Origin of the sequence: Kitasatospora sp. NPDC086009 (genome assembly GCF_044540385.1) — a bacterium.
GTDB lineage: Bacteria > Actinomycetota > Actinomycetes > Streptomycetales > Streptomycetaceae > Kitasatospora.
In genome coordinates this window covers 331,938-351,938 of the sequence record NZ_JBITSA010000005.1, presented here as the reverse complement: position 1 = coordinate 351,938, position 20,001 = coordinate 331,938, and the positions used below count along the sequence as shown (strand labels likewise).

The window sequence follows — 20,001 nt, the reverse complement described above, 5'->3', positions numbered from 1 at the left end:
CTGCCTGCCTTCCTGGGACGCTTCCTGCGGGGTGCTTTTCGGGGGTCAGCCCTTGACGGCGCCGGCGGTGAGGCCGGCCACGATGCGGCGCTGGAACAGCAGCACGAAGACCACGATCGGGATCGTGATCACCACGGCCGCCGCGGCGATCGAGCCGGTCGGCTGCTGGAACTGCGAGCTGCCGGTGAAGAACGCGATCGCCGCCGGGACGGTCCGTGCGGCGTTGGTGGAGGTCAGCGAGATGGCGAAGAGGAAGTCGTTCCAGCAGAAGATGAAGACCAGGATCCCGGTGGTGAACACCCCCGGCGCCGCCAGCGGCGCGATCACCAGCCGGAACGCCTGCGCGGGCGTCGCGCCGTCCACCTTCGCCGCCTTCTCCAGGTCCCACGGGATCTCCCGGAAGAACGCCGACAGGGTGTAGATCGCCAGCGGCAGCGAGAACGTCATGTACGGGATGATCAGGCCCGGCCAGGTGTCGAAGAGGCCCAGGACCCGCTCGATGTTGAACAGCGGCGAGACCAGCGAGATCGGCGGGAACATCGCGATCAGCAGCGACATCCCGATCAGCAGCCGCTTGCCCGGGAAGCGCAGGCGGGCCACCGCGTAGGCGGCCATGGTGCCGAGGACGACCGCGATGGTGGTGGCGATGACGGCGATGCCGATCGAGTTGACCAGCGCGCGGGTGAAGTCCGAGGTCTGGAAGATGCCGCGGTAGTTCTCCAGCGTCCACTTGCGCGGGACGAAGTCGCCGTCGTTCAGCGTGCTCGGGTCCTTGAAGGAGAGCGCGGCGATCCACCAGACGGGGAACAGCGCGTAGAGCACCACCAGCAGGTTGACGACGCCCCAGCCGGCCGCCGCGCGCGTGCGTCGGGAGGTCATCGGCCCTCCGTCCCGCCACCGGGCGCCGAGGCGCCGAACACCTTGATGAAGACCAGCGCGATCGCCGCCACGCAGAGGAAGATCAGCACCGAGATCGCCGAGCCGATGCCCAGGTTGAGCGCGGTGAAGAGGTTGTCGTAGCCGAGGATCGACACCGAGCCGGTGTCGTTGGACCCGCCGGTCAGGACGTAGATGTTGTCGAAGACCCGGAACGCGTCGAGGGTGCGGAAGAGCAGGGCGACCAGGATGGCCGGCTTCATCAGCGGCAGGATCACCAGCCGCAGCCGCTGGCCGAAGGTCGCGCCGTCCACCATCGCGGCCCGGACGGTCTCCCCGGGGACGAGCGCCAGACCGGCCAGCAGCAGGAGCGCCATGAAGGGCGTGGTCTTCCACACCTCGGCCAGGATGATCAGCCCGATCGCCTGCCAGTGGTCGGTGAGCGGGGCGCTGCCCTCGGGCAGCAGCGCGGCCAGGTAGCCGGTGCCCGGCGTCCAGGCGTACTGCCAGGAGTAGGCGGCGACCACGGTGACGATCCCGTACGGCACGAGGACGGCGGTGCGCACCGTGCCCCGGCCGAACACCGCCCGGTGCATCACCAGCGCCAGGGCGAGCCCCAGCACCAGCTCGATGGCCACCGAGACGGCGGTGATCAGCACCGTCACCCAGAGCGCCTGCCACCAGAACGGGGAGGAGAGCACGGCGGCGTAGTTGCCGAACCAGACGAACTCCGCCTGCTGGGGGAAGCGCAGGTCGTAGCGCTGGAGGGAGAGGTAGACGGCGTAGCCGACCGGGTAGGCCGTCACGGCGGTCATCACCAGCACGGCCGGGGCGCAGAGCAGCCAGCCGAGCCGGCGCTCCTGGCGCGAGCCCTCGGACAGGCCCTTCGGGGCTGTCGCGGGGAGGGTGGGCGGCCTGGTCACGGGATCAGCCCCTTCGAGCCGAGCGCGTCCCTGAGCTGGCCGTTCAGCGCGGAGACGGTGCTCTCCGGCTGCACGGCGGACGGTGGGGAGAGCGCGTGCGAGATCGCGATCGAGACGTTCTGGTAGGCGGGCGTCTGCGGCCGGACGGAGGCGGAGTCCAGCGCCGCCAGCACGTCGGCGGCGAACGGGTAGCTGTCGGTCAGCTCGGCGGCGGTGTAGAGGCTGCGCAGCGACGGCGGCAGGCCGCCCTTGAGCGCGTTGGTCAGCTGGTTGTCGCGGTTGCGCAGGCAGAGGGTGGCCTCCTGGGCCAGCTCGGGGTGCCGGCTGTAGGCACCGACCGCGAGGTCGATCCCGCCGATGGTCACGCTCGCCGGGCGGTCCGGGAGGACGGCCGGGTAGGGCGCCCAGCGGAAGTGCGGGAACAGCTCGGGCTGGTCGGCCTTCATCGCGGGGTAGACGAACGGGTAGTTGAGCTCGAAGGCGGCGGAACCGGACTCCATCGCCAGCCGGTTCTGGTCCTCCATCTGGTTGGAGAGCGAGGGGTCGGCGGCGGGGGAGTGGGCGAGGTCCCGGATGACGCCGGCGGCGGTGACGGCCGGCGGCCCGAGCGAGGGGGCGGTCGCGTCGGGGGTGAGCACCGAACCGCCGGCGCTGGTCACCAGGGTGTTGAACCAGACCGTCAGGCCCTCGTACTGGGCGCCCTGGACCTCGACGAAGTGCGGTTTGCCGGCCTTGGCCAGCGCGTCGGCCATGCCGAGCATCTCGGCCCAGGTGCGCGGCGGGGTGGGGACCAGGTCGTCGCGGTACCAGAGCAGTTGGGTGTTGGAGTTGTACGGGACGGCGTACAGCCGGTCCTTCCAGGTCGCGGTCTTCAGCGCGGCGGCCAGGGTGTCCGCGCCGGCCTGCTCCTTGAGCGCGCCGGTCCACTCGCGGATCCAGCCGGCCTCGGCGAACTCGGGCGCCCAGGTGACGTCGAGGCCCATGATGTCCACCCCGGCGTCGTGCGCCGCGAGCCGGCGCACCAGCTGCTGGCGCTGGCCGTCGGCGGTGCGCGGCAGCTTGTTGTAGCGGATCGAGTAGCGCCCGCCGGAGTTGCGGCCGCAGGAGTCGGCGGCCTGCTGGAGGGCGCCGGAGTCGTCGGGGAAGTTGTACCAGTCGAGGGTGACCGGTCCGCCGCCCCCGTCGGCGCCGCTGCCGCAGGCGGCGAGGGCCAGGGTCAGCAAGTGGACCAGGACGAGTGCGGCCCGGTGACGTGGTCTCGGCACGGCTCTCCCTCCGGTGGCGGCCTGCGGGTGGTCACGCTAGGGCGCGGGGCGGGGGCGGGCCGGGAGCTGACGGTGCGACACACCCGATACCCGCCGGGTGGGCTAGAGCTGGTCCGACCGCCGCCGCCGCGTGCGGCGGGAACGGTCGGACCGGGCCCGGCGCCGTTCCGCTTCGATCGGCGCCGGCCGGCCGGTGGCTCTGGCGGGCCGGCCCGCACAGCCGCTACGGTCTGGACCATTCACCCGTTCGGCCGATCGGCCGCAGTCCCCGTCCAGGCCCTTCCGGGAGTCGTCATCAACACCCGATCCACCGTCAGCACCCCGCTCGCCCTGCCCGATCTGCTGGACGACCGGGCGGCCCGGCACCCCGGACGGACCGCCCTGCTCGTCCCCGGAGGCGCGCCGCTGGACTACCGCCGGTGGCGCGAGCGCGCCGTCCGCGCCGCCCACGGACTCGCCCGCGCCGGGGTCCGGCCCGGGGACCGGGTGCTGCTGCTGTTCACCAACCACGGCTGGGACGCGTACGCGGTGGCCTTCCTCGCGGTCCACTACGCGGGCGCGGCCGGGGTGGTGGTCCGCGAGGACCTCGGCCCGGAGGACACCGCGCGGCTCGCGACGGCGAGCGCGGTGCGCCTGGCGGTGGCCGGCCCGGCGGAGGACCCCCGGGCGGCCGCGGCCGGCGTGCCCTGCCTGCCGCTCGCCGCGCTGGAGGCGGTGACCGGCGCCCCCGACGAGCCGCCGCACCGGGCCCGCCCCGAGGACCTGGCCCAGGTGATCGGCACCTCCGGCACCACCGGGGCGCCCAAGGGCGTGCACGCCGCGCACGCCAGCCTCACCGCGGGGCAGCGGCTGGATCCCAGACCCCGGCCGTACGCCCACTCGGCGCACGCCGTGCACGCCTTCCCGATCGGCACCAACGCGGCCCAGGTCGTCCTGGTCAACGCCCTGGTCGCGGCGCCCACGACGATCTGCCTGCCGCGCTTCGACGCCGAGGAGTTCGGCCGGACCGTCGAGGAACACCGGGTCGGCACCGTCTTCCTGGTGCCCTCGATGGCCGTGGAACTGCTGAACTCCGGCGTGGCCCACCGCCGGGACCTCGGCAGCGTGCTGCTGGTCAGCTCCTCGGCGGCCGCGCTGCCCGCGCCGGTCGCGACGGCGCTCACCGCCGCGCTCCCCACCGCCACCGTCGTCAACACCTACACCTCCGCCGAGTCCTCCCCGGCCCAGATATCGGCCGTCGTGGACGCCCGCCGGCCGGGCTCGGTCGGCCGCCCTGCCAACCCGGCCGACCTGCGGCTGCTCGGCGCGGACGGGCACCCGGTGGAGCCCGGCGCCGTCGGCGAGGTCTGGCTGCGCCAGCCCGGCCCGCCGCGCGGCTACGTGGCCGGACCGGGCGAGTCGGCCGCCGTCTTCCGGGACGGCTGGGTGCGGATGGGCGACCTCGGCCGGCTCGACGCGGACGGCTACCTCTACCTGGTGGACCGGGAGAGCGACCTCATCAAGTCCGGTGCGCTGAAGGTCTCCACGCTGCGCATCGAGGACGTGCTGCACGCCCACCCGCGGGTCGCGGACGCGGCCGCGCTGGGCGTCCCGCACCCGGTGATGGGCGCCGTACCGGTCGCCGCCGTGGTGCCCGCCGCGGACGGCCTCGACCTCGACGAGCTGCGGCTGTTCCTGAGCGCCCGGCTCGGTCGCGCCGAACTGCCCGTCCGGATCCTGGTCACCGACCGCCTGCCGCGCAACCCCAGCGGCAAGGTGGTGAAGCACGAACTGCGGGCCCGGTTCACCGAATCGGCCGACCCCGCCCCCGGCACCCCGCCCGCCACCGACCGCGAGGTCGCCCTGGCCGGGCTCTGGCGGCGGGTGCTGGGCCGCCCGGTGCGGGCCGTCGAGGACGAGTTCTTCGCCCTCGGCGGGGACTCCTTCCGGGCCGTCCAGCTGGCCGCCGCCATCTCCGCCGAGTTCGGCGTCACGGCGAGCACCGCCCTGGTCTTCGAACGGCCCTCGCTGCGCGCCCAGGCGGCCTGGCTCAAGGAGGCGCCGACGACGGTCCGGGAGCCGGGCCCACCGGCCGAGGAGGAGGTCTCGGACTTCCTCCGGGAGCTGCGCGCCCAGCCGCACGACGTCCCGCTCACCTCCCAGCAGGAGAACTTCCTGCGCTGGACGGCCGAGGCCGAGGGCCGCAACGTCGGATCGGTGGCCGTGATGTTCCGGGTCACCGAGCCGCTGCGCACCGACCTGCTGGCCGAGGCGCTGCACGAGGTGGCGCGCCGTCACCCGGCGCTGCGGACCCGGTTCGTCCCGGTACCGGGAGCCGGGCAGCCGGGAATCCGGCGCGCGGTGGTCGACGCGGACCCGGGCGTGGAGGTCGTCCCGGTCGAGGCCCCGGGCGAGAGCGACGACGAGGTCTCCGCCCGGCTGGTCGCCGTCCGGGACCGGCTGACCGACATCGCCGAGGGGCCGATGACCCGCCTCGCCGTGGTCACCCGCGGCCCGGACGACCACGCCGTGCTGCTCGCGGTGCACCACATGGTCGCCGACGGCTGGTCGATCGGGGTGCTGCTGCGCGAGCTGGGCGTGCTCTACTCGGCGCTGCGGCGCGGCCGGTCGGCGCCCGCTCCCCGGCCGGGACCCGAGTACCGGGAGCTCGTCGCCCGGTCCAACGCCCACTGGCCGGCCTCCCGCGCCCACTTCGCCCGCACCCTGGCGGGCGCGCCGCCGGCGGTGGAGCCGTTCCCGGGGCGGCGGTCCACCGAGGTCGTGCTGAGCGCGGCCCACCGGCTGGCCGTCGCGCCGGAGCGGGCCGCGGCCCTGCGGGCCCGCGCGGCCGAGGCGGGCGCGACGCCCTTCCAGGCGCTCGCGGCGGTCTGGCTGGGCCTGCTGGCGGAGCGCAGCGGCCAGGGCGACCTGGTGCTGATGACCCCGGTGCCGGGCCGGACCGAACCGGCGGCCGAGCGGGCCGTGGGCTGCTTCGTCCAGTCGCTGCTGCTGCGGATCGACGCGACGGGCGCACCCGGGTTCGCCGAACTGCTGGCCCGGGTCCGGACCGCCTCGACGGCCGCCCTGGACCACCAGCTCTACCCGTTCGCGGAGTTCAGCCCCCGGGTGCCGTTCGCCGCCTGGCTCCGCTACGAGAGCTGGAGCGCGCCGGCCCAGCTGCCCGGGCTGGCCTGCACCGCCTGGGAGGTGCCGCGCAGCGCGACCGTGCCGTACCCGATGCCGGGCGGGGACCGGCATGTGCCGGAGCTGGCGGCGGTCGAGCAGCCGGACGGCGGGCTGGTCTGCTGGCTGCGCTACAACGAGCACGCCTTCGCTCCGGAGACCGTCGCGGAGCTGGCGCAGGCCCTGGAGGCCCGCTTGCCGGAGGCCGGGTGAGGAGGAGGCGGAAGGGGTGCGTGCACGGGGTCGGCAGCGGGCGGAAGCGGCCGATTTGAACCGGTCGTCCGTCGGCGTCCGTTCTTTCCTGCACAATCGTGCATACGTTCGTCCCTTCGTACAGGAGTCTCGCCCCACCATGTCGCCGCAGACCTCGGACCGCCTCCGACCCGCCGCCACCGTCCTTCCGACGCCCCGGGTGCCACGGCCGGCGCTCCGGTGCGGCCGCCCCACGGCGGGGAGCGGCCGATGAGGGGCCTCGGGGGGCTCCGGCGCGGCGGGGGCTCCCTGCCCGCCGGAGCGAAGCTCTGGGCGGGCGGGCTCGCCGTGGTGCTGATCGGCGCCCTGACCGCCGGCCTGCTGTGGTGGAAGCCTTGGGCCCCGCCCGCCGCCAAGTCGCTGGACCCGATGGCGTTCACCACGGCCACCGGGGGCTCCCCGCCCTTCGGCAGCGGCGAGCACGTCTACCGTTACAAGGTCCGGGCCGAGAAGGGGCTCAAGGAGAGCCCCGAGCAGTTCGCCGCCGCGGTCGACGCCGTCCTCGGTGACGTCCGGCGCGGCTGGGCCGCCGACGGCACGCGCTCCTTCCAGCGGATGCCCGCCGACCCGGTGGACTTCACCGTCTACCTGGCGAGCCCGAAGACCACCGACCGGATATGCGGCCAGTACGGGCTGGACACCGGCGGGTCGGTGAACTGCGGGGTGGGCCACCAGGTGGTCATCAACGCCAAGCGCTGGAACGAGCTGACCGAGTTCTACACCGGCCAGCCGGAGCAGTACCACGCGCTCGCGGTCAACCACGAGGTCGGCCACATCCTCGGCCTCGGCCACGTCGACTGCCCCGGCCCGGGTCAGCCGGCGCCGGTGATGATGCAGCAGATCAAGGGCCTGCACGGGTGCGTGCCGAACGGCTGGCCCTACTCCGAGACCGGCACCCTGCTCACCGGTCCCCTCCTCCCGCCCGCCACCCCGGCCCCGTAGCCACCCGTGACGCCGGTCGCCCCGCCGAACCTCCGGCGGGGCGACCGGCGTCACGCGCTCCGGGCGGTCAGCCGGTGAGCCGGGCGGCGGCCTCCTCCTCGCTGAGGGCCTCGATCTCGGCGATCAGCAGGTCCTCGATCCGGGCGGCGAGGGCGGCGGCGGTGGAGAGTTCGAAGGCGTCGCGGATCGGGACGTCCAGGCCGACGGCGGCGCGGATCCGGGCGACCACGCGGGTGACCAGGAGGGAGTCGCCGCCGAGGGCGAAGAAGTCGTCGAGGACGCCGACCCGGGGGAGGCCCAGGACCTCCCCCCAGAGGTCGGTGACGAGCTGTTCGGCGTCGGTGCGCGGGGCCAGGTACTCGGCGGTGGCGGTCGGGTCGGGGGTGGGGAGGGCAGCGGTGTCGAGCTTGCCGTTGAGGGTCAGCGGCAGCCGGTCGAGGAGGACGACGGTGTCCGGGACGAGGTAGGCGGGCAGCGACCGGGCCAGGTGCTCGCGCAGGGCAGCCGGTGCGGGTTCGGCGCCGGGGGCCGGGACGGCGTAGCCGACCAGGCGGCGGCCGGCGAGGACGACGGCGGCTGCTCCGGCCACCTCCGGGTGGCCGCTGAGGGCGGCCTCGATCTCGGCCGGTTCGATCCGGTACCCGCGCAGCTTGATCTGCTCGTCGGTGCGGCCCAGGTACTCCAACTGCCCGTCGGCGCGCCAGCGGGCCCGGTCGCCGGTGCGGTACATCCGCGCGCCGGGGCTCGTGCCGGTGAAGGGGTCGGGGCGGAAGGCGGCGTCGGTGAGGTCGGGGCGGCCCAGGTAGCCGCGGGCCAGGCCGGCGCCGCCGATGTGCAGCTCGCCCGCGGAGCCGCGCGGGAGCAGGGCGCCGTTCTCGTCGAGGACGTAGAGCCGGACGCCGGGGAGCGGGCGGCCGAGGGGCGGGCGCCGGGTGGTGTCCGGGGCGGTGAGGTCGGCGGCGGTGACGATCACGGTGGCCTCGGTCGGGCCGTAGGTGTTGACCAGCCGGACGGCGTCGCCGTGCCGCTCCCGCCAGCGGGCGACGGAGTCCGCGCGGGCCTCGGAGCCGCCGAGCACCACCAGCCGCAGGGCGGCCGGCCAGGGCGTCCGCCCGTCGAGGGAGACCAGTTCCTCCCAGTACGCCGTGGGCAGGTCGAGCACCGTGACCGACCGGCCGTGCGGGCCGCGGAGCAGTTCGGGCAGGGTGCGCCCGCCGCCCGGGAGCAGGACCACGCAGGCGCCGGCGGCGAGGGCGGGCCAGAGCTCCTCGGCGTGGGTGTCGAAGCCGATCGAGGCGAACTGGACGATCCGGTCACCGGGCGCCAGCCGGTAGCCGTCCGGGCCGGCCATCCAGTCGACCCGGGCGGCGAGGGCCGGGTGGTCGACGGCCACCGCCTTGGGGGTACCGGTGGAGCCGGAGGTGTAGAGGACGTACGCCAGCCCGGCCCGGTCCGCACCCGGGGAGGGCGCGGCGGCCGGGACGATCCGCGGGCCCGCGCCGCTCTCGGCGCCCTCGCCGTCGCCCTCGCTGTCCTCGTCGGTGAGCAGCAGGACGGCGCCCGACTCGCGGAGCATCAGCCGCCGCCGCTCCTCGGGGTGGGCCGGGTCGATCGGCAGGTAGCCGGCCCCGGCCTTCCAGACCGCCAGCAGCGCGACCACCAGGTCGAGCGAGGGCGCCAGCCGGACCGCCACCAGCTGACCGGCGACGGGTCCGAGCCGGGCGGCCAGGTCGTCGGCCCGCCGGTCGAGTTCGGCGTAGGAGAGGGTGCGGCCGTCGCACTCCAGGGCCGGGGCGTCCGGCGCGGCGGCGACGCGTTCCGCGAAGCGGGGGAGCCACGGGCGCACCGGCCCGGTGTGGCCGGGCGCCGGTCCGGTGCCGAGCGCGAGGAGTTCGGCCTCCTCCTCCGGCCCGATCAGCCAGTCGCCGTGCAGCGGCAGCGCCGCGTCCTCGACGACGGCGGCGAGCAGGGCCCGGCAGCGGGCGCCGAGCGCGGCGACCGTCGTGTCGTCGAGGACCTCCCGGTCGAAGGCGAAGGAGAGCGTCAGACCGCCGTCCGGCGTCCGCCAGCTGTCGAGCAGCAGATCGGTCTTGGCGCGTTCGAAGCCGGAGTCCATCGAGGCGGTGCGCACCCCGGCCGGCAGGTCGGCGCCGCCGTCGCCGCCGGCCAGGTCGTACTGGCTCTGGTGGACGAACACCGCCTGGTAGAGCGGCGCGGCGCCGGCCTCGGCGGGCAGGCCCAGGTGGGTGGCGAGCCGCTCCACCGGTACCTCCTGGTGGCTCAGCGCGCCCAGGGTGGCCGTCCGCACCCGGTGCAGGACCGTCCGGAAGTCCGGCTCGCCGGTGAGGTCGGCGCGGATGATCCCGGTCCGGGCGAAGTAGCCGACCAGTGCCTCCTGGGCGGCCTCGGTCCGACCTGCCAGGGGGGTGCCCACCAGGAAGTCCCGGGTGCCGGTCCAGCGGGCCAGCACGCACTGGTAGGCGGCCAGCAGCACCATGAACGGGGTGCAGCGCTCGCGCCGGGCCAGTGCGTCCAGGGCCGCCGTGAGTCCGGGGCCGAGCTCGACCGGGGCGAAGCCGGCCGGATGCCGCGGGTGGTCCGGCCGCGGGTGGTCCAGCGGCAGCCGCAGCCGGCCGGTGCCGGCCAGCTTCTCGGCCCAGTAGCGGAACGCGGCCTCGGCGCCGCCGGCCGCCGCGCGCTCCCGCTCGGCGCGGGCGACGTCGCCGTACCGGAGGGCGAGCGGTGCCAGGCCGGCCGGCGCCTCGCCGGTCTCCTCCCGGTAGAGGGCGAGCAGTTCGCGCCAGAGGATCCGGAACGACCAGCCGTCCGAGACGATGTGGTGCACCACCACGGCCAGCGCGTGCTCGTCCGGCCCGGCGGAGACCAGGACGGCCCGCAGCGGCGGCCGCTCGGCCAGGTCGAAGGGCGCGTTGACGGCCGGCCGGCAGGCCTCGGTGAAGTCGCGCTCGCTCGCGCCGGGGGCCAGCTCGACCAGCGCGAGCGGGACCGGCGCGGGCGGCTCGACCAGCTGGACGGGCGCCTCGCCGTCCAGGGCGAACCGGGTGCGCAGGGTCTCGTGGCGGGCCGTCAGCCGGTCCAGCGCGGCGCGCAGCGCGCCCTGGTCGAGCGGACCGCTCCAGCGCCGGCAGAGGTACATGGTGAAGCCCGTGTCGGCGGGGTTCAGTTGCTGGAGGAACCAGAGGCGCCGCTGCTCCTCGGTGAGCGGGTGGGCGGCCTCGGTCGGGCGGGCGGCGCCGGTCGTCTGGTCGGTGCTGGTCATCGGACGGCGGCCTCGGTTCCGGTACGGCGCGCGGGCGGGGTGTCGGCGGGCGCGGTGGTGAGGATGGGGGTGGGGGTGGGGGTGGGCTGGGCGGTCGTGGTGGCGCGGCCCGTCAGGGCGGCCAGGCCCACCAGGTCGTCGGGCTCGGCGTCGGGGACGTCGCGGTCGAAGTGGCGCAGCGCGGGAACGGCCAGGCAGGCCAGCACCAGCAGCACCATGGCCAGGCCGAACAGCAGGTAGAGCAGGCCGATGCCGCGCCCCTCGCCGGTGCCGATCAGCCGTCCGACGGTGCCGGCGAGCGCGCCGTCCTCGTCGACCCACGGCTGGACCAGGCGCGGCCCGAGCGGCGCCACCACGGCGAAGCCGACCGGCAGGGTGGACCAGGCGACCATGGTGTTCACCGCGATCACCCGGCCGTGGAACCGCAGCGGGACCTTGGTCTGCACGATCGTCGCGTAGACGCCGTTGACCAGAGCCAGTGCGTAGGCCATGCCGAAGGCGCCGAGCGCCACCGGCAGCACCGAGGGCCGCAGACCGGTCAACAGGCAGGCGCCGGCCAGCCCGAGGGTGGCGAACAGGACGCCGCGCAGCCGCAACCGCCGGGGCCCGCCCCAGACCAGCAGGGTCAGACCGCCCAGCACGGCGCCCAGGCCGGCGGCGACGGCGACCCACCCGGCCGCCGCGAGCGGGGCGAAGGAGAGCACCAGCGGGGTGGTGAGCAGGAACAGCGGGGAGAGGAAGATGTTGAGGACGGCGAAGAACAGCAGCATCGCGCGGAAGTGCCGGCTGCCCAGCGCGCGCCGGAACCCGGCCCGGATCTCGGCGGCGACGCTCTCCCGCCGCCGGGCCGCCATCACGTCCGGGAAGCGCACGGCCAGCGTGACGGCGGTGGCCACCACGTAACTCGCCACGTCGAGGGCGAGGATGCCGCCGAGGCCGAGCGCGGCGAGCAGTCCGACGGCGAACAGCGGCACCAGGAACTGGGCCAGCCCGAAGGCCATCTGGACGATGCCGTTGGCCCGGCCGAGGAACCGCTTCGGCACGAGCTGCGGGACGGCCGAGTTCCAGGCCAGCCGCTGGAAGGTGAGCGCCGTCGAGAGCACCGCGATCAGGACGTACGCGTGCCAGACCCGCAGGCCGTCGGCGAGGAACAGCAGCAGCATCACCGCCTGGGTCAGGCCGGCCGCGACGTCGCCGTACAGCATGATCCGGCGCCGGTCGCCGCGGTCCACGACGGCGCCGGCGATCGGCGCCGCCAGGATGCCGGGCACCAGCCCGCAGGCCGCCAGCAGGCCGAACTGGGCGAGGGAACCGGTGGTCAGGTAGATCCAGACCGGCAGGGCGAACTCGGTGAGCGCCGAGCCGATCATGGAGATCTGCTGCCCGGCGGCGACGCCGAGGAACCGCCGCATGGTCGGCCGTGCCGCCGCCGGGCTCTTCGCGCCGGCCGGGGTGCGCGCGCCGGGCGCGGCGGGGCGGGCGTCGGCGCTCTGCTCGGCGCCGTCCCGGGAGAGGCCGGCCAGCCACCAGGTGGCGCCGTCGGCCCGTTCGTGCCGCCGCTCCCGCCCCGCCGCGACCGAGCGGTGCACGGTGGTCAGGATCTCGGCGAGTTCGGCGGCCCGGTACTTGAGATAGAAGTGGCCGGCCTCGTCGAGCACCACCACACCGGTGGTGTCGCTGAGCCGGTGCCACTCCCGGTACCGCTCCTCGTAGAACTCGGTGGCCGGGTCCCGGTCGCCGCAGACCGCGATCACCGGTGCGGAGATCCGGCCGTCCTCGCTCTCGAAGAGCCGGGTGAAGTACTGCTCGGCCTCCTTCGTGCCGGTCCGGCGGTTGCGCACCATCAGGCGCAGCTGCTCGGCGCCGACCTCGTCGGTGTCCAGACCGGCCGCCGCCAGGGCGTTGACCATGCCCTGGTCGCTGCGGAGCCGGTCGGCGATCCGCGCCCACCGCTCGCCGACGGCGGCGCCGCGCCCGCGCGGCCGGGCGAACGGGAAGATCCCGCCGAGGTGCACGGCCTCGATCTCCCGCCCGGCCGCCTCGACCAGGCGGGCGACCTCCACGGCGAGCCGGACCCCGACCCCGCAGTGGCCGTAGAGGACGATCCGCCCCTCGACGGTGTCGACGATCTCCTGGGCGCAGCGGGCGGCCACCTCGTCGATGTCCATCGCCTCCTCGCCCAGCTCGTGGCCGGGGACGGCCAGCGAGTGCAGCGCCCAGTCGGCGGGCAGCGCGTCGGCGAGCGGCTTGTAGATGAGCGCGCTGCCGCCGCCGTACGGGGTGCAGACGATGCTGGCGGTGGTCCGGCGGCCGGCCGGGGTGAGCCGGTGCAGCAGGCGGCGGGGGCCGCGGTCGGCGTCCGGGTCGCTGAGCAGGGCGGCGAGGCGCCGGACGGTGGGGTACTTGAAGAGGTCCATCACCCCGACCGGAGTGGGGAGTTCGGGGTAGGCCCGGCGCAGCCGGGCGACCACCTGGGTGGCGAGCAGCGAGTGCCCGCCGAGTTCGAAGAAGTCGTCCAGGGCGCCGACCCGGGGGACCCCGAGCAGTTCGGCCCAGAGCCCGGCGAGGAACCGCTCGGCCTCGTCCTGCGGTTCGACGAACTCGCCGGCGGCGGCGGGCTCCTCGGGCTCGGGCAGCGAGCGGCGGTCGACCTTGCCGTGGGCCAGCAGGGGGAGCCGGTCGAGGACGACGAAGCGGGCCGGCACCATGTAGTCGGGCAGCACCTCGGCGAGGGCCTCGCGCAGCTCGGCGGGCGCGGGCGCCGGGCCCCCGCCCGGGTGTTCGAGGTAGCCGACCAGCGCCTGCCGCAGTCCCTCGCCGCGCGCCAGCACCACGGCCTGGGTGATGCCGGGCAGGGCGGTGAGGGCGACCTCGATCTCGCCCGGCTCCACCCGGTAGCCGCGCACCTTGATCTGGTCGTCGCCGCGTCCCAGGTAGTCGAGGGCGCCGTCGGGCCGCCAGCGCGCGAGGTCGCCGGTGCGGTAGAGCCGGTCACCGGGCGCACCGAACGGGTCCTCGACGAAGCGCTCGGCGGTCAGGTCGGGGCGGCCCAGGTAGCCGCGGGCGAGCCGGTCGCCGCCCAGGTACAGCTCGCCGGTGACGCCCGGCGGCACGGGCTGCAGCGCCTCGTCGAGCACGTGGCAGCGGGCCCCGGCGAGCGGGGTGCCGATGGGGGTGCTCCCCGGACCGGCCGTGCCGGCGGTGACCTCGTGGACGGTGACGCCCACGGTCGCCTCGGTGGGGCCGTAGTGGTTGAACACCGCGCAGCGGTCCAGGGCGGCCAGTTCGGCGGCCCACGGCCAGGCCGAGGCCTCGCCGCCGAGCACCAGCGCCCGGCGGGGCAGCAGCCGCTCCAGCGGGGCGTCGGAGCCGAGCGCGGCCAGGTGCGAGGGCGTCATCTTGAGGTAGTCGAGCTCCAGGGCCTCGATCTGCTCGGCGAGTTCGGCGCCGGCGATCCGGCGGGGGAGCAGGTGGACCCGGCCGCCGCTGCTCAGCGCCAGGTAGAGCATCGTGATGCTGAAGTCGAAGGACAGCGACTGCAGCAGCCCGTAGCTCGCGCCGGGCTCGATCCGCAGCCGCTCGCGCACCCCGGCCAGGTAGTTGAGGATCTGCCGGTGCTGGACGGCGACGCCCTTGGGGGCGCCGGTCGAGCCCGAGGTGTAGATCACGTAGGCCAGGTGGTCCGGGCCGGCGGCCTCGTCCAGCGGTTCCGGATCGGGCGTGAGGGGCCCCGGGCCGGGCGGACCCGGGTCGAGCAGCAGCTCGGCGCCGGTGTAGCCGGGGAAGCGCCCCCGCAGCGCGGTGTCGGTGACCAGCACCCGGACCTCGGCGTCGGCCACCAGGTGGGCGAGCCGGGCGGGCGGCTGCTCCGGGTCCAGCGGCAGGTAGGCACCGCCGGACTTGAGCACGCCGACCAGGGCCGCCGCCAGCTCGGGGGACTGCTCCAGGCAGACCGCGACCCGGTCGTCGGGCCGCACACCGAGCGCCCGCAGCCGCCGGGCGAGGCCGGTGGCCCGCTGCTCCAGCTCGCGGTAGTCGAGCGTGCGGTCCCCGAGGACCACGGCCGGGCGCTCCGGGTGGTCCCGGGCGGTGGCGGCGAGCAGCGCCGTCAGGGTGTCCGGCGCACCGGCGGTGGCGGGCAGCGGTGGGCCGGCGGCCCAGGTCTCCAGGACGTCCCGCCGTTCGCCGGGGGTGAGCAGCGGCAGCCGGGAGATCGGGCGGGCCGGGTCGGCCACCGCGGCGGCGAGGAGCAGTTCGAACCGCTCGACCAGGCGCCGGACGGTCGCGGCGTCGAAGAGGTCGGTGCGGTAGGTGAGCAGCCCGTACAGGCCGCCGTCGGACTTCTCCCGCAGGTAGAGCGCCAGGTCGGTGCGGGTGGTGGTGGCCTCGTGGCCGAAGCCCTCCCCGGCCGGAGCGCCACCGGGGCGGGTGTTGGTGCCGGTGCTCGTGTGGGTGCTGCTCGCGGTGCGGTCGCCGTAGTTCTGGAAGGCGAAGCTCACCTGGAAGACGGCCGACCGGCTGACGTCGCGCTCGATCTCCAGGTCGGCCACCATCTGCTCGAAGGGCACCTCCTGGTGGGTGTACGCGTCGAGGGTGGTCTCGCGGACCCGGCCGAGCAGCTCGGTGAAGGTCGGGTCGCCCTCCAGCCGGGCCCGGATCGGCAGGATGTTGACGAACAGCCCGACGACGTCCTCCAGTTCGCGGTGGAGGCGGCCCGCGACGGCCGAGCCGACGGCGAAGTCCCGCAAGCCGGTGTGCCGGCCCAGCAGGGTCTGCAGCGCGGCCATCAGCACCATGTACGCCGACGCGTTGGCGGAGCGGGCCAGGGCGTTGACGCCGCTGCCGAGTTCCGCATCCCAGTGGAACTCCAGGGCGGCGCCGTCGAAGGTCAGCACCGGGGGCCGCGGTCGGTCGGTGGGCAGGTCGAGGACGGGGACGTCGCGCAGCTCGGTCCGCCAGTAGGCGCGGGAGGCGGCCAGCGCGCCGCCGGTCAGCCGCTCGCGCTGCCAGTGCGCGTAGTCGCCGAACCGGACGGCGGGGGCCGCCAGGCCGTCCGGGGTGCCGTCGGCGTGCCGGGCGTAGAGCGCGTCCAGCTCGCGGTGGAGGATGTCCAGCGACCAGCCGTCGCTGACGATGTGGTGCATCACCAGCGCGAGCACGTGTTCGTCGGGGGCGATGCGGACCAGCAGGGCGCGCAGCAGCGGTCCGGCGGCCAGGTCGAAGGGCTCGGCCGCCAGGGCGCCGAGTTCGGCGGTGGCACGCCCGGCCGGGTCCGGGTCGGCGGCGGCGTCGACGAACCGGGCCGCGCACGGGGCGGGTTCGGCGACGCGGACCTCGGCGGTGCCCTCGGGGGTACCGGGGAAGGACATCCGCAGCGCCTCGTGCCGCGCGACCAGGTCGGTCAGGGCGGCGTCCAGCGCGTGGCGGTCGAGCGGCCCGCGCAGCCGGCGGGCCGGGGCCAGCGTGTAGGCCGTGGAGCCGGGGGCGAACTGGTCCATGAACCAGAGCCGTTCCTGGCCGCTGGAGAGCGGCGGGGCGGTGCCGGGCGGTCTGGCCGGCACGGTTCTGGCGGGGGCCGAGGCGGTCCGCAGCCGCTGGGCGAGCAGGGCGCGCTTGGTCGCGGACAGCCCGGCCGTGGGGTCCTGGATGTCGGTCATCGGTGATCCATTTCGGCGCACGTCGGAGGTGGCGGTGCCCTCGGGGCGGGAGCGGCCGCGGGGTGAGCGGGCGGGCGCGGTGCAGCGCGCCCGCCCGGGAGGTCAGCGCAGGTCGCGGACGGCCGCGGCGATGCCGAGCGGCGTCGGGGTGGCGAAGAAGACGTCGAAGTCGAGCTCGACGCCGAGCAGGTCGCGGATCCGGGCGGTGATCTGGATGATCGTCAGGGAGTGCCCGCCGAGCTCGAACAGGTCGTCCTCGGGGCGCAGGTCGGGCAGTCCCAGCACCTCGGCCCAGATCCCGAGCACGGCGTCGAGCACCTCGTCGTGCTCCTGCTGCCCGGCTGCTCCGGTCGCCCCGGTCGAGCCCTGGCTCGCGGCGTCGGCCGGGCGTGGGGGGACGGGCAGCGCACGGCGGTCCAGTTTGCCGTTCGGCGTCAGGGGCAGCCGGTCGAGCACCGCGAAGCGCTGCGGTACGGCGGCGGCCGGCAGCGTCCGCTGGAGGAGGGCCCTCAGCTCGGCGGCGTCCGGCACGACTGCCCCGGGCGCCGGGACGAGGTAACCGGCGACGAACGGCTCCGCGTCGCCGGCCGCTTCGTCCCGCCGGACGGCGGCGGCCGCCTCGGCGATCGCGGGGTGGGCCAGCAGCGCCGACTCGATCTCGCCGAGCTCGATCCGGTGGCCGCGGATCTTGACCTGGTCGTCGAGCCTGCCGAGGAACTCCAGTTCGCCGTCGGCGGTCCAGGCCACGAGGTCGCCGGTGCGGTAGAGCCGCTCGCCGGGCGCGCCGAACGGGTCCTGAACGAAGCGTTCGGCGGTCAGCCCGGGCCGGTCCAGGTAGCCCTCGGCGACCCCGTCGCCGCCGAGGTACAGCTCGCCCGGCACACCGATCGGGAGCGGCCGGCGCCGCCCGTCCAGCACGTACGCGCGGGTGTTGGCGATCGGTCGGCCGATCCGGACGGCCTCCGGTGCGGCCGGGACCTCGGCGCAGGTGGACCAGACGGTGGTCTCGGTCGGTCCGTAGACGTTGAGGAGCCGGTCGGTGCCCGCCCGCAGCTCGCGGGCCAGCGGCAGCGGCAGGGCCTCCCCGCCGACCAGGGCGGTCAGGCCGGGCGGCAGCGGTCCGGCGCCCAGCAGGACCCGCCAGCCCGAGGGGGTGGCCTGGGCGTGGGTGACGCCCTCGCGCTCCACCAGCGACCGCAGGCCCGGGCCGTCGACGGCGAGGCCGTCCGGCGCGAGCACCAGCCGCCCGCCGGTGACCAGCGGCAGCAGCAGTTCGAGCGCGGAGATGTCGAAGGAGAGCGAGGTGAGGCCGAGCCAGACGTCCCGGGGGCCCGAGCCGAGCCGGTCGGCGAAGCCGGAGAGCAGGTTGACCAGCGCGCGGTGGCCGATCTCGACGCCCTTGGGGCGGCCGGTCGAGCCGGAGGTGTAGAGCACGTAGGCGAGCCGGCCGGGCGCGGTCCGGGTGGTGGCCGGGTCGTCTGCCGGCGCGTCGCCCGCCGTGTCGCCCGCCACGTGGGTGAGCCGCAGCAGCGTCGGGGCCGCGGCGGCCACTTCGGGGGCCGGCTCGCGGTCGGCCAGCAGCAGCGTGGCGCCGGAGTCCGCCAGGACGAGGGCGAGCCGTTCGGCCGGGTAGCCGGGGTCGAGCGGCAGGTAGGCGGCGGCGACGGTGTGCACGGCGAGCAGCGCGGCCGGCAGGTCGGCGGTGCGGCCGAGGTGCAGAGCGACCAGGTCGTCCCGGCCGACGCCGGCCGTGGTCAGCGCGTTCGCCAGCCGGTCGGTGCGCCGCAGCAGCTCCCGGTACGTCAGGCGCTCGGCACCGGCCACCACCGCGAGGGCCTCGGGCGTGGCGCCGGCGCGCTCGCGGACCAGGTCGAGCACCGTCCGGTCGGCGGGGTAGGCGTGCTCGGTGGCGTTCCAGGTGCTCGTGACGAGCCGCTGCTCGGTCTCGTCGAGCAGCGGCAGGTCCGCCAGGGCCGCTCCCGGGTCGGCGGTGGCGGCGGCGAGCAGGGCGGTGAGGTGTCCGGCGATGCGCCGGGCGGCGGCGGGGGAGAGGACGGCCGGGTCGTACTGGAGGGAGAAGCCGACGGCCCCGGCGTCCTCGACCGCCTGGAGGTGAAGCGTGTTGCGGGAGGCGTGCGGGAACACCGTCCAGTCGACCCGGGTGGTGCTGCCCGGGAACACCGGGTCGGCGGTGGTGCGGCGGCGGTAGCCGAACGAGACGGGCGCCAGCCCGGTCCGCGGCGTGAGCCCGGGCACGGCGGCGCCGAACGGGACGGCGCGGTGGGCCGAGACCAGGCGGACCTCGGCCCGGACGGCTCGGGCGTACTCCGCGAACGTCACGTCCTCCCCGGCGCCGGCCGGGGCGTGCACCGGCAGCTCGTTGACGAAGAGGCCGATGTCGTCGCGCCGTTCCGGACGGCGGGTGGCGAAGGGGACGGCGACCGGGACGGCCTCGCCGCCGTAGCGCCGCAGCAGGCCGTGCAGGCCGGCGAGCAGGAACTCGAAGACGGTGACCCCGCAGTCGCGCGCGGCGTCGACCAGGGCGGTCCGGCCGGCGCCGTCGAGCCGCCAGGTGACGGCCTCGCCCCGGCCGGCGTCGGTGGTGGCCCGGGGGCCGTGGGGCAGCACCGGGTCGGTGGCGGCGGCCCACCGGGGGCCGTGGAAGGCGGCCGCCCGGCGGACGGCCTCGGGCCCGGGTTCGGTCCTGAGGGCGTCGCGCCGGTTGTCGGGGGCGGCGGGGTTGAGGGACGCGGGGTCGGAGGTCGCGGGGTCGGCGGCGGGGGAGTCGGCGGCGGCCGGTCCACCGGCTCGCGCGGCGGCGTAGGCGGTGGCGAGGTCGGCGGCCAGGACGTCCTTGGAGTGCCCGTCGAACACCGCGTGGTGGGCCACCACCAGCAGGTCGGCCGCCCCACCGGCCCGCCGGAGCAGGGTGAACCGGGCGAGCGGTCCGGCGGCGAGGTCGAACGGGAGGGCCAGTTCCTCGGCCAGTCGCTTGGCCAGGCCTTCGCCGCTGTCGGCCGTCGCGTCGACGACGGTGAGGGCGGGCGGCCGCCCCGCCGGGACCTCGCGGACCAGGCCGTCCTCCTCGACCAGCGCCGCCGCGAGCGCGGGGTGGCGGGTGACGGTGGCGGCGACGGCCCGTGCCAGGGCGTCGGCGTCGATCCGGTCGAAACGGAACCGCAGGGCGAGGTGGAAGGCCTCGGGGACGACGGTCCGCCTGGTCGTCAGCCAGATCCCGTGCTGGGCGGGGGAGGCGGGGCGCCCGGCCCGGGCCGGAGTGTTCGCCGCTCTCGCGGGCTCCTCCTCCGGTGCGGCGGACGGGCCCGGTGTGATGGAGGAGACTGGTGCGGCGGACGAGCCTGGAGTGGCGGCGGAGTCGACGGGGGAGGGGGACATGACGGGCTCGATTCGGGAGTCGGAGGCGGGGCTGCGGTGACCCGTCCGACCGGGTTCCGCCGCGACGGTGCGGCCCGGTGGAGGGCGCGGCCGTCGGATGCGGTCCGGGCCGCCCCGCGGACCGGTCGACAGGCCGCTGGAGCAAGGCCGACCCGACTCCCAGGTTCCCCCCTGATGCGTCAAGCGGTCCGATCTTCTCCCCCGTGGAAAGATCATTGGCCTGGACCTGTCGTGAGATTTCCACAGAC

Annotated in this window: 8 protein-coding genes; 2 read left to right on the top strand and 6 right to left on the bottom strand. The window is 75.8% G+C overall.

Going from position 1 to position 20,001, the window contains the following annotated elements:
• Nucleotides 1–45 precede the first annotated feature (45 nt).
• Genes ACIF6L_RS15950 through ACIF6L_RS15940 form a run of 3 tightly spaced genes read right to left on the bottom strand, consistent with a single transcriptional unit; the run spans nucleotide 46 to nucleotide 3,064 of the window.
• Nucleotides 46–879, bottom strand: coding sequence for a carbohydrate ABC transporter permease (locus tag ACIF6L_RS15950; protein ID WP_329491346.1), 834 nt, complete (start codon nucleotides 877–879; stop codon nucleotides 46–48).
• The gene (locus tag ACIF6L_RS15945) at nucleotides 876–1,799 is read right to left on the bottom strand and encodes a sugar ABC transporter permease (RefSeq protein WP_359807171.1); all 924 of its coding nucleotides are present in this window, start codon (nucleotides 1,797–1,799) and stop codon (nucleotides 876–878) included. Before ACIF6L_RS15945 ends, ACIF6L_RS15950 begins: the two co-directional genes overlap by 4 nt.
• Nucleotides 1,796–3,064, bottom strand: a complete 1,269-nt coding sequence (locus ACIF6L_RS15940; protein ID WP_396487489.1) for an ABC transporter substrate-binding protein — start codon at nucleotides 3,062–3,064, stop codon at nucleotides 1,796–1,798. The genes ACIF6L_RS15945 and ACIF6L_RS15940 overlap by 4 nt, the downstream gene beginning before the upstream one ends.
• Before the next feature lie 72 nt (nucleotides 3,065–3,136).
• Between ACIF6L_RS15940 and ACIF6L_RS15935 the strand changes: the two genes are divergently transcribed.
• The gene (locus ACIF6L_RS15935; RefSeq protein ID WP_396487488.1) at nucleotides 3,137–6,439 is read left to right on the top strand and encodes an AMP-binding protein; all 3,303 of its coding nucleotides are present in this window, start codon (nucleotides 3,137–3,139) and stop codon (nucleotides 6,437–6,439) included.
• 249 nt (nucleotides 6,440–6,688) lie between these two features.
• Nucleotides 6,689–7,420, top strand: coding sequence for a DUF3152 domain-containing protein (locus ACIF6L_RS15930; RefSeq protein WP_396487486.1), 732 nt, complete (start codon nucleotides 6,689–6,691; stop codon nucleotides 7,418–7,420).
• A gap of 67 nt (nucleotides 7,421–7,487) precedes the next feature.
• Here the strand turns inward: ACIF6L_RS15930 and ACIF6L_RS15925 are convergent, their stop codons facing one another.
• The 3 genes from ACIF6L_RS15925 to ACIF6L_RS15915 form a co-directional block, all read right to left on the bottom strand.
• On the bottom strand, nucleotides 7,488–10,700 hold the full coding sequence (locus ACIF6L_RS15925) for an amino acid adenylation domain-containing protein (RefSeq protein ID WP_396487484.1): 3,213 nt from the start codon (nucleotides 10,698–10,700) through the stop codon (nucleotides 7,488–7,490).
• A complete protein-coding gene (locus ACIF6L_RS15920) occupies nucleotides 10,697–16,357 on the bottom strand; it encodes an amino acid adenylation domain-containing protein (RefSeq protein WP_396487482.1) in 5,661 nt (1,886 codons plus the stop codon). The genes ACIF6L_RS15925 and ACIF6L_RS15920 overlap by 4 nt, the downstream gene beginning before the upstream one ends.
• A gap of 102 nt (nucleotides 16,358–16,459) precedes the next feature.
• Nucleotides 16,460–19,753 (bottom strand): amino acid adenylation domain-containing protein, encoded by a 3,294-nt coding sequence (locus ACIF6L_RS15915; protein ID WP_396487480.1) that lies wholly within the window; start codon nucleotides 19,751–19,753, stop codon nucleotides 16,460–16,462.
• Nucleotides 19,754–20,001: the final 248 nt, after the last annotated feature.

Excerpts from the sequence above, each read along its gene's own strand:
- ACIF6L_RS15925 (WP_396487484.1), bottom strand. The coding sequence starts at position 10,700 with ATGACCAGCACCGACCAGACGACCGGCGCCGCCCGCCCGACCGAGGCC.
- ACIF6L_RS15920 (WP_396487482.1), bottom strand. The coding sequence starts at position 16,357 with ATGACCGACATCCAGGACCCCACGGCCGGGCTGTCCGCGACCAAGCGC.
- ACIF6L_RS15915 (WP_396487480.1), bottom strand. The coding sequence starts at position 19,753 with ATGTCCCCCTCCCCCGTCGACTCCGCCGCCACTCCAGGCTCGTCCGCC.
- ACIF6L_RS15930 (WP_396487486.1), top strand. The coding sequence starts at position 6,689 with ATGAGGGGCCTCGGGGGGCTCCGGCGCGGCGGGGGCTCCCTGCCCGCC.
- ACIF6L_RS15950 (WP_329491346.1), bottom strand. The coding sequence starts at position 879 with ATGACCTCCCGACGCACGCGCGCGGCGGCCGGCTGGGGCGTCGTCAAC.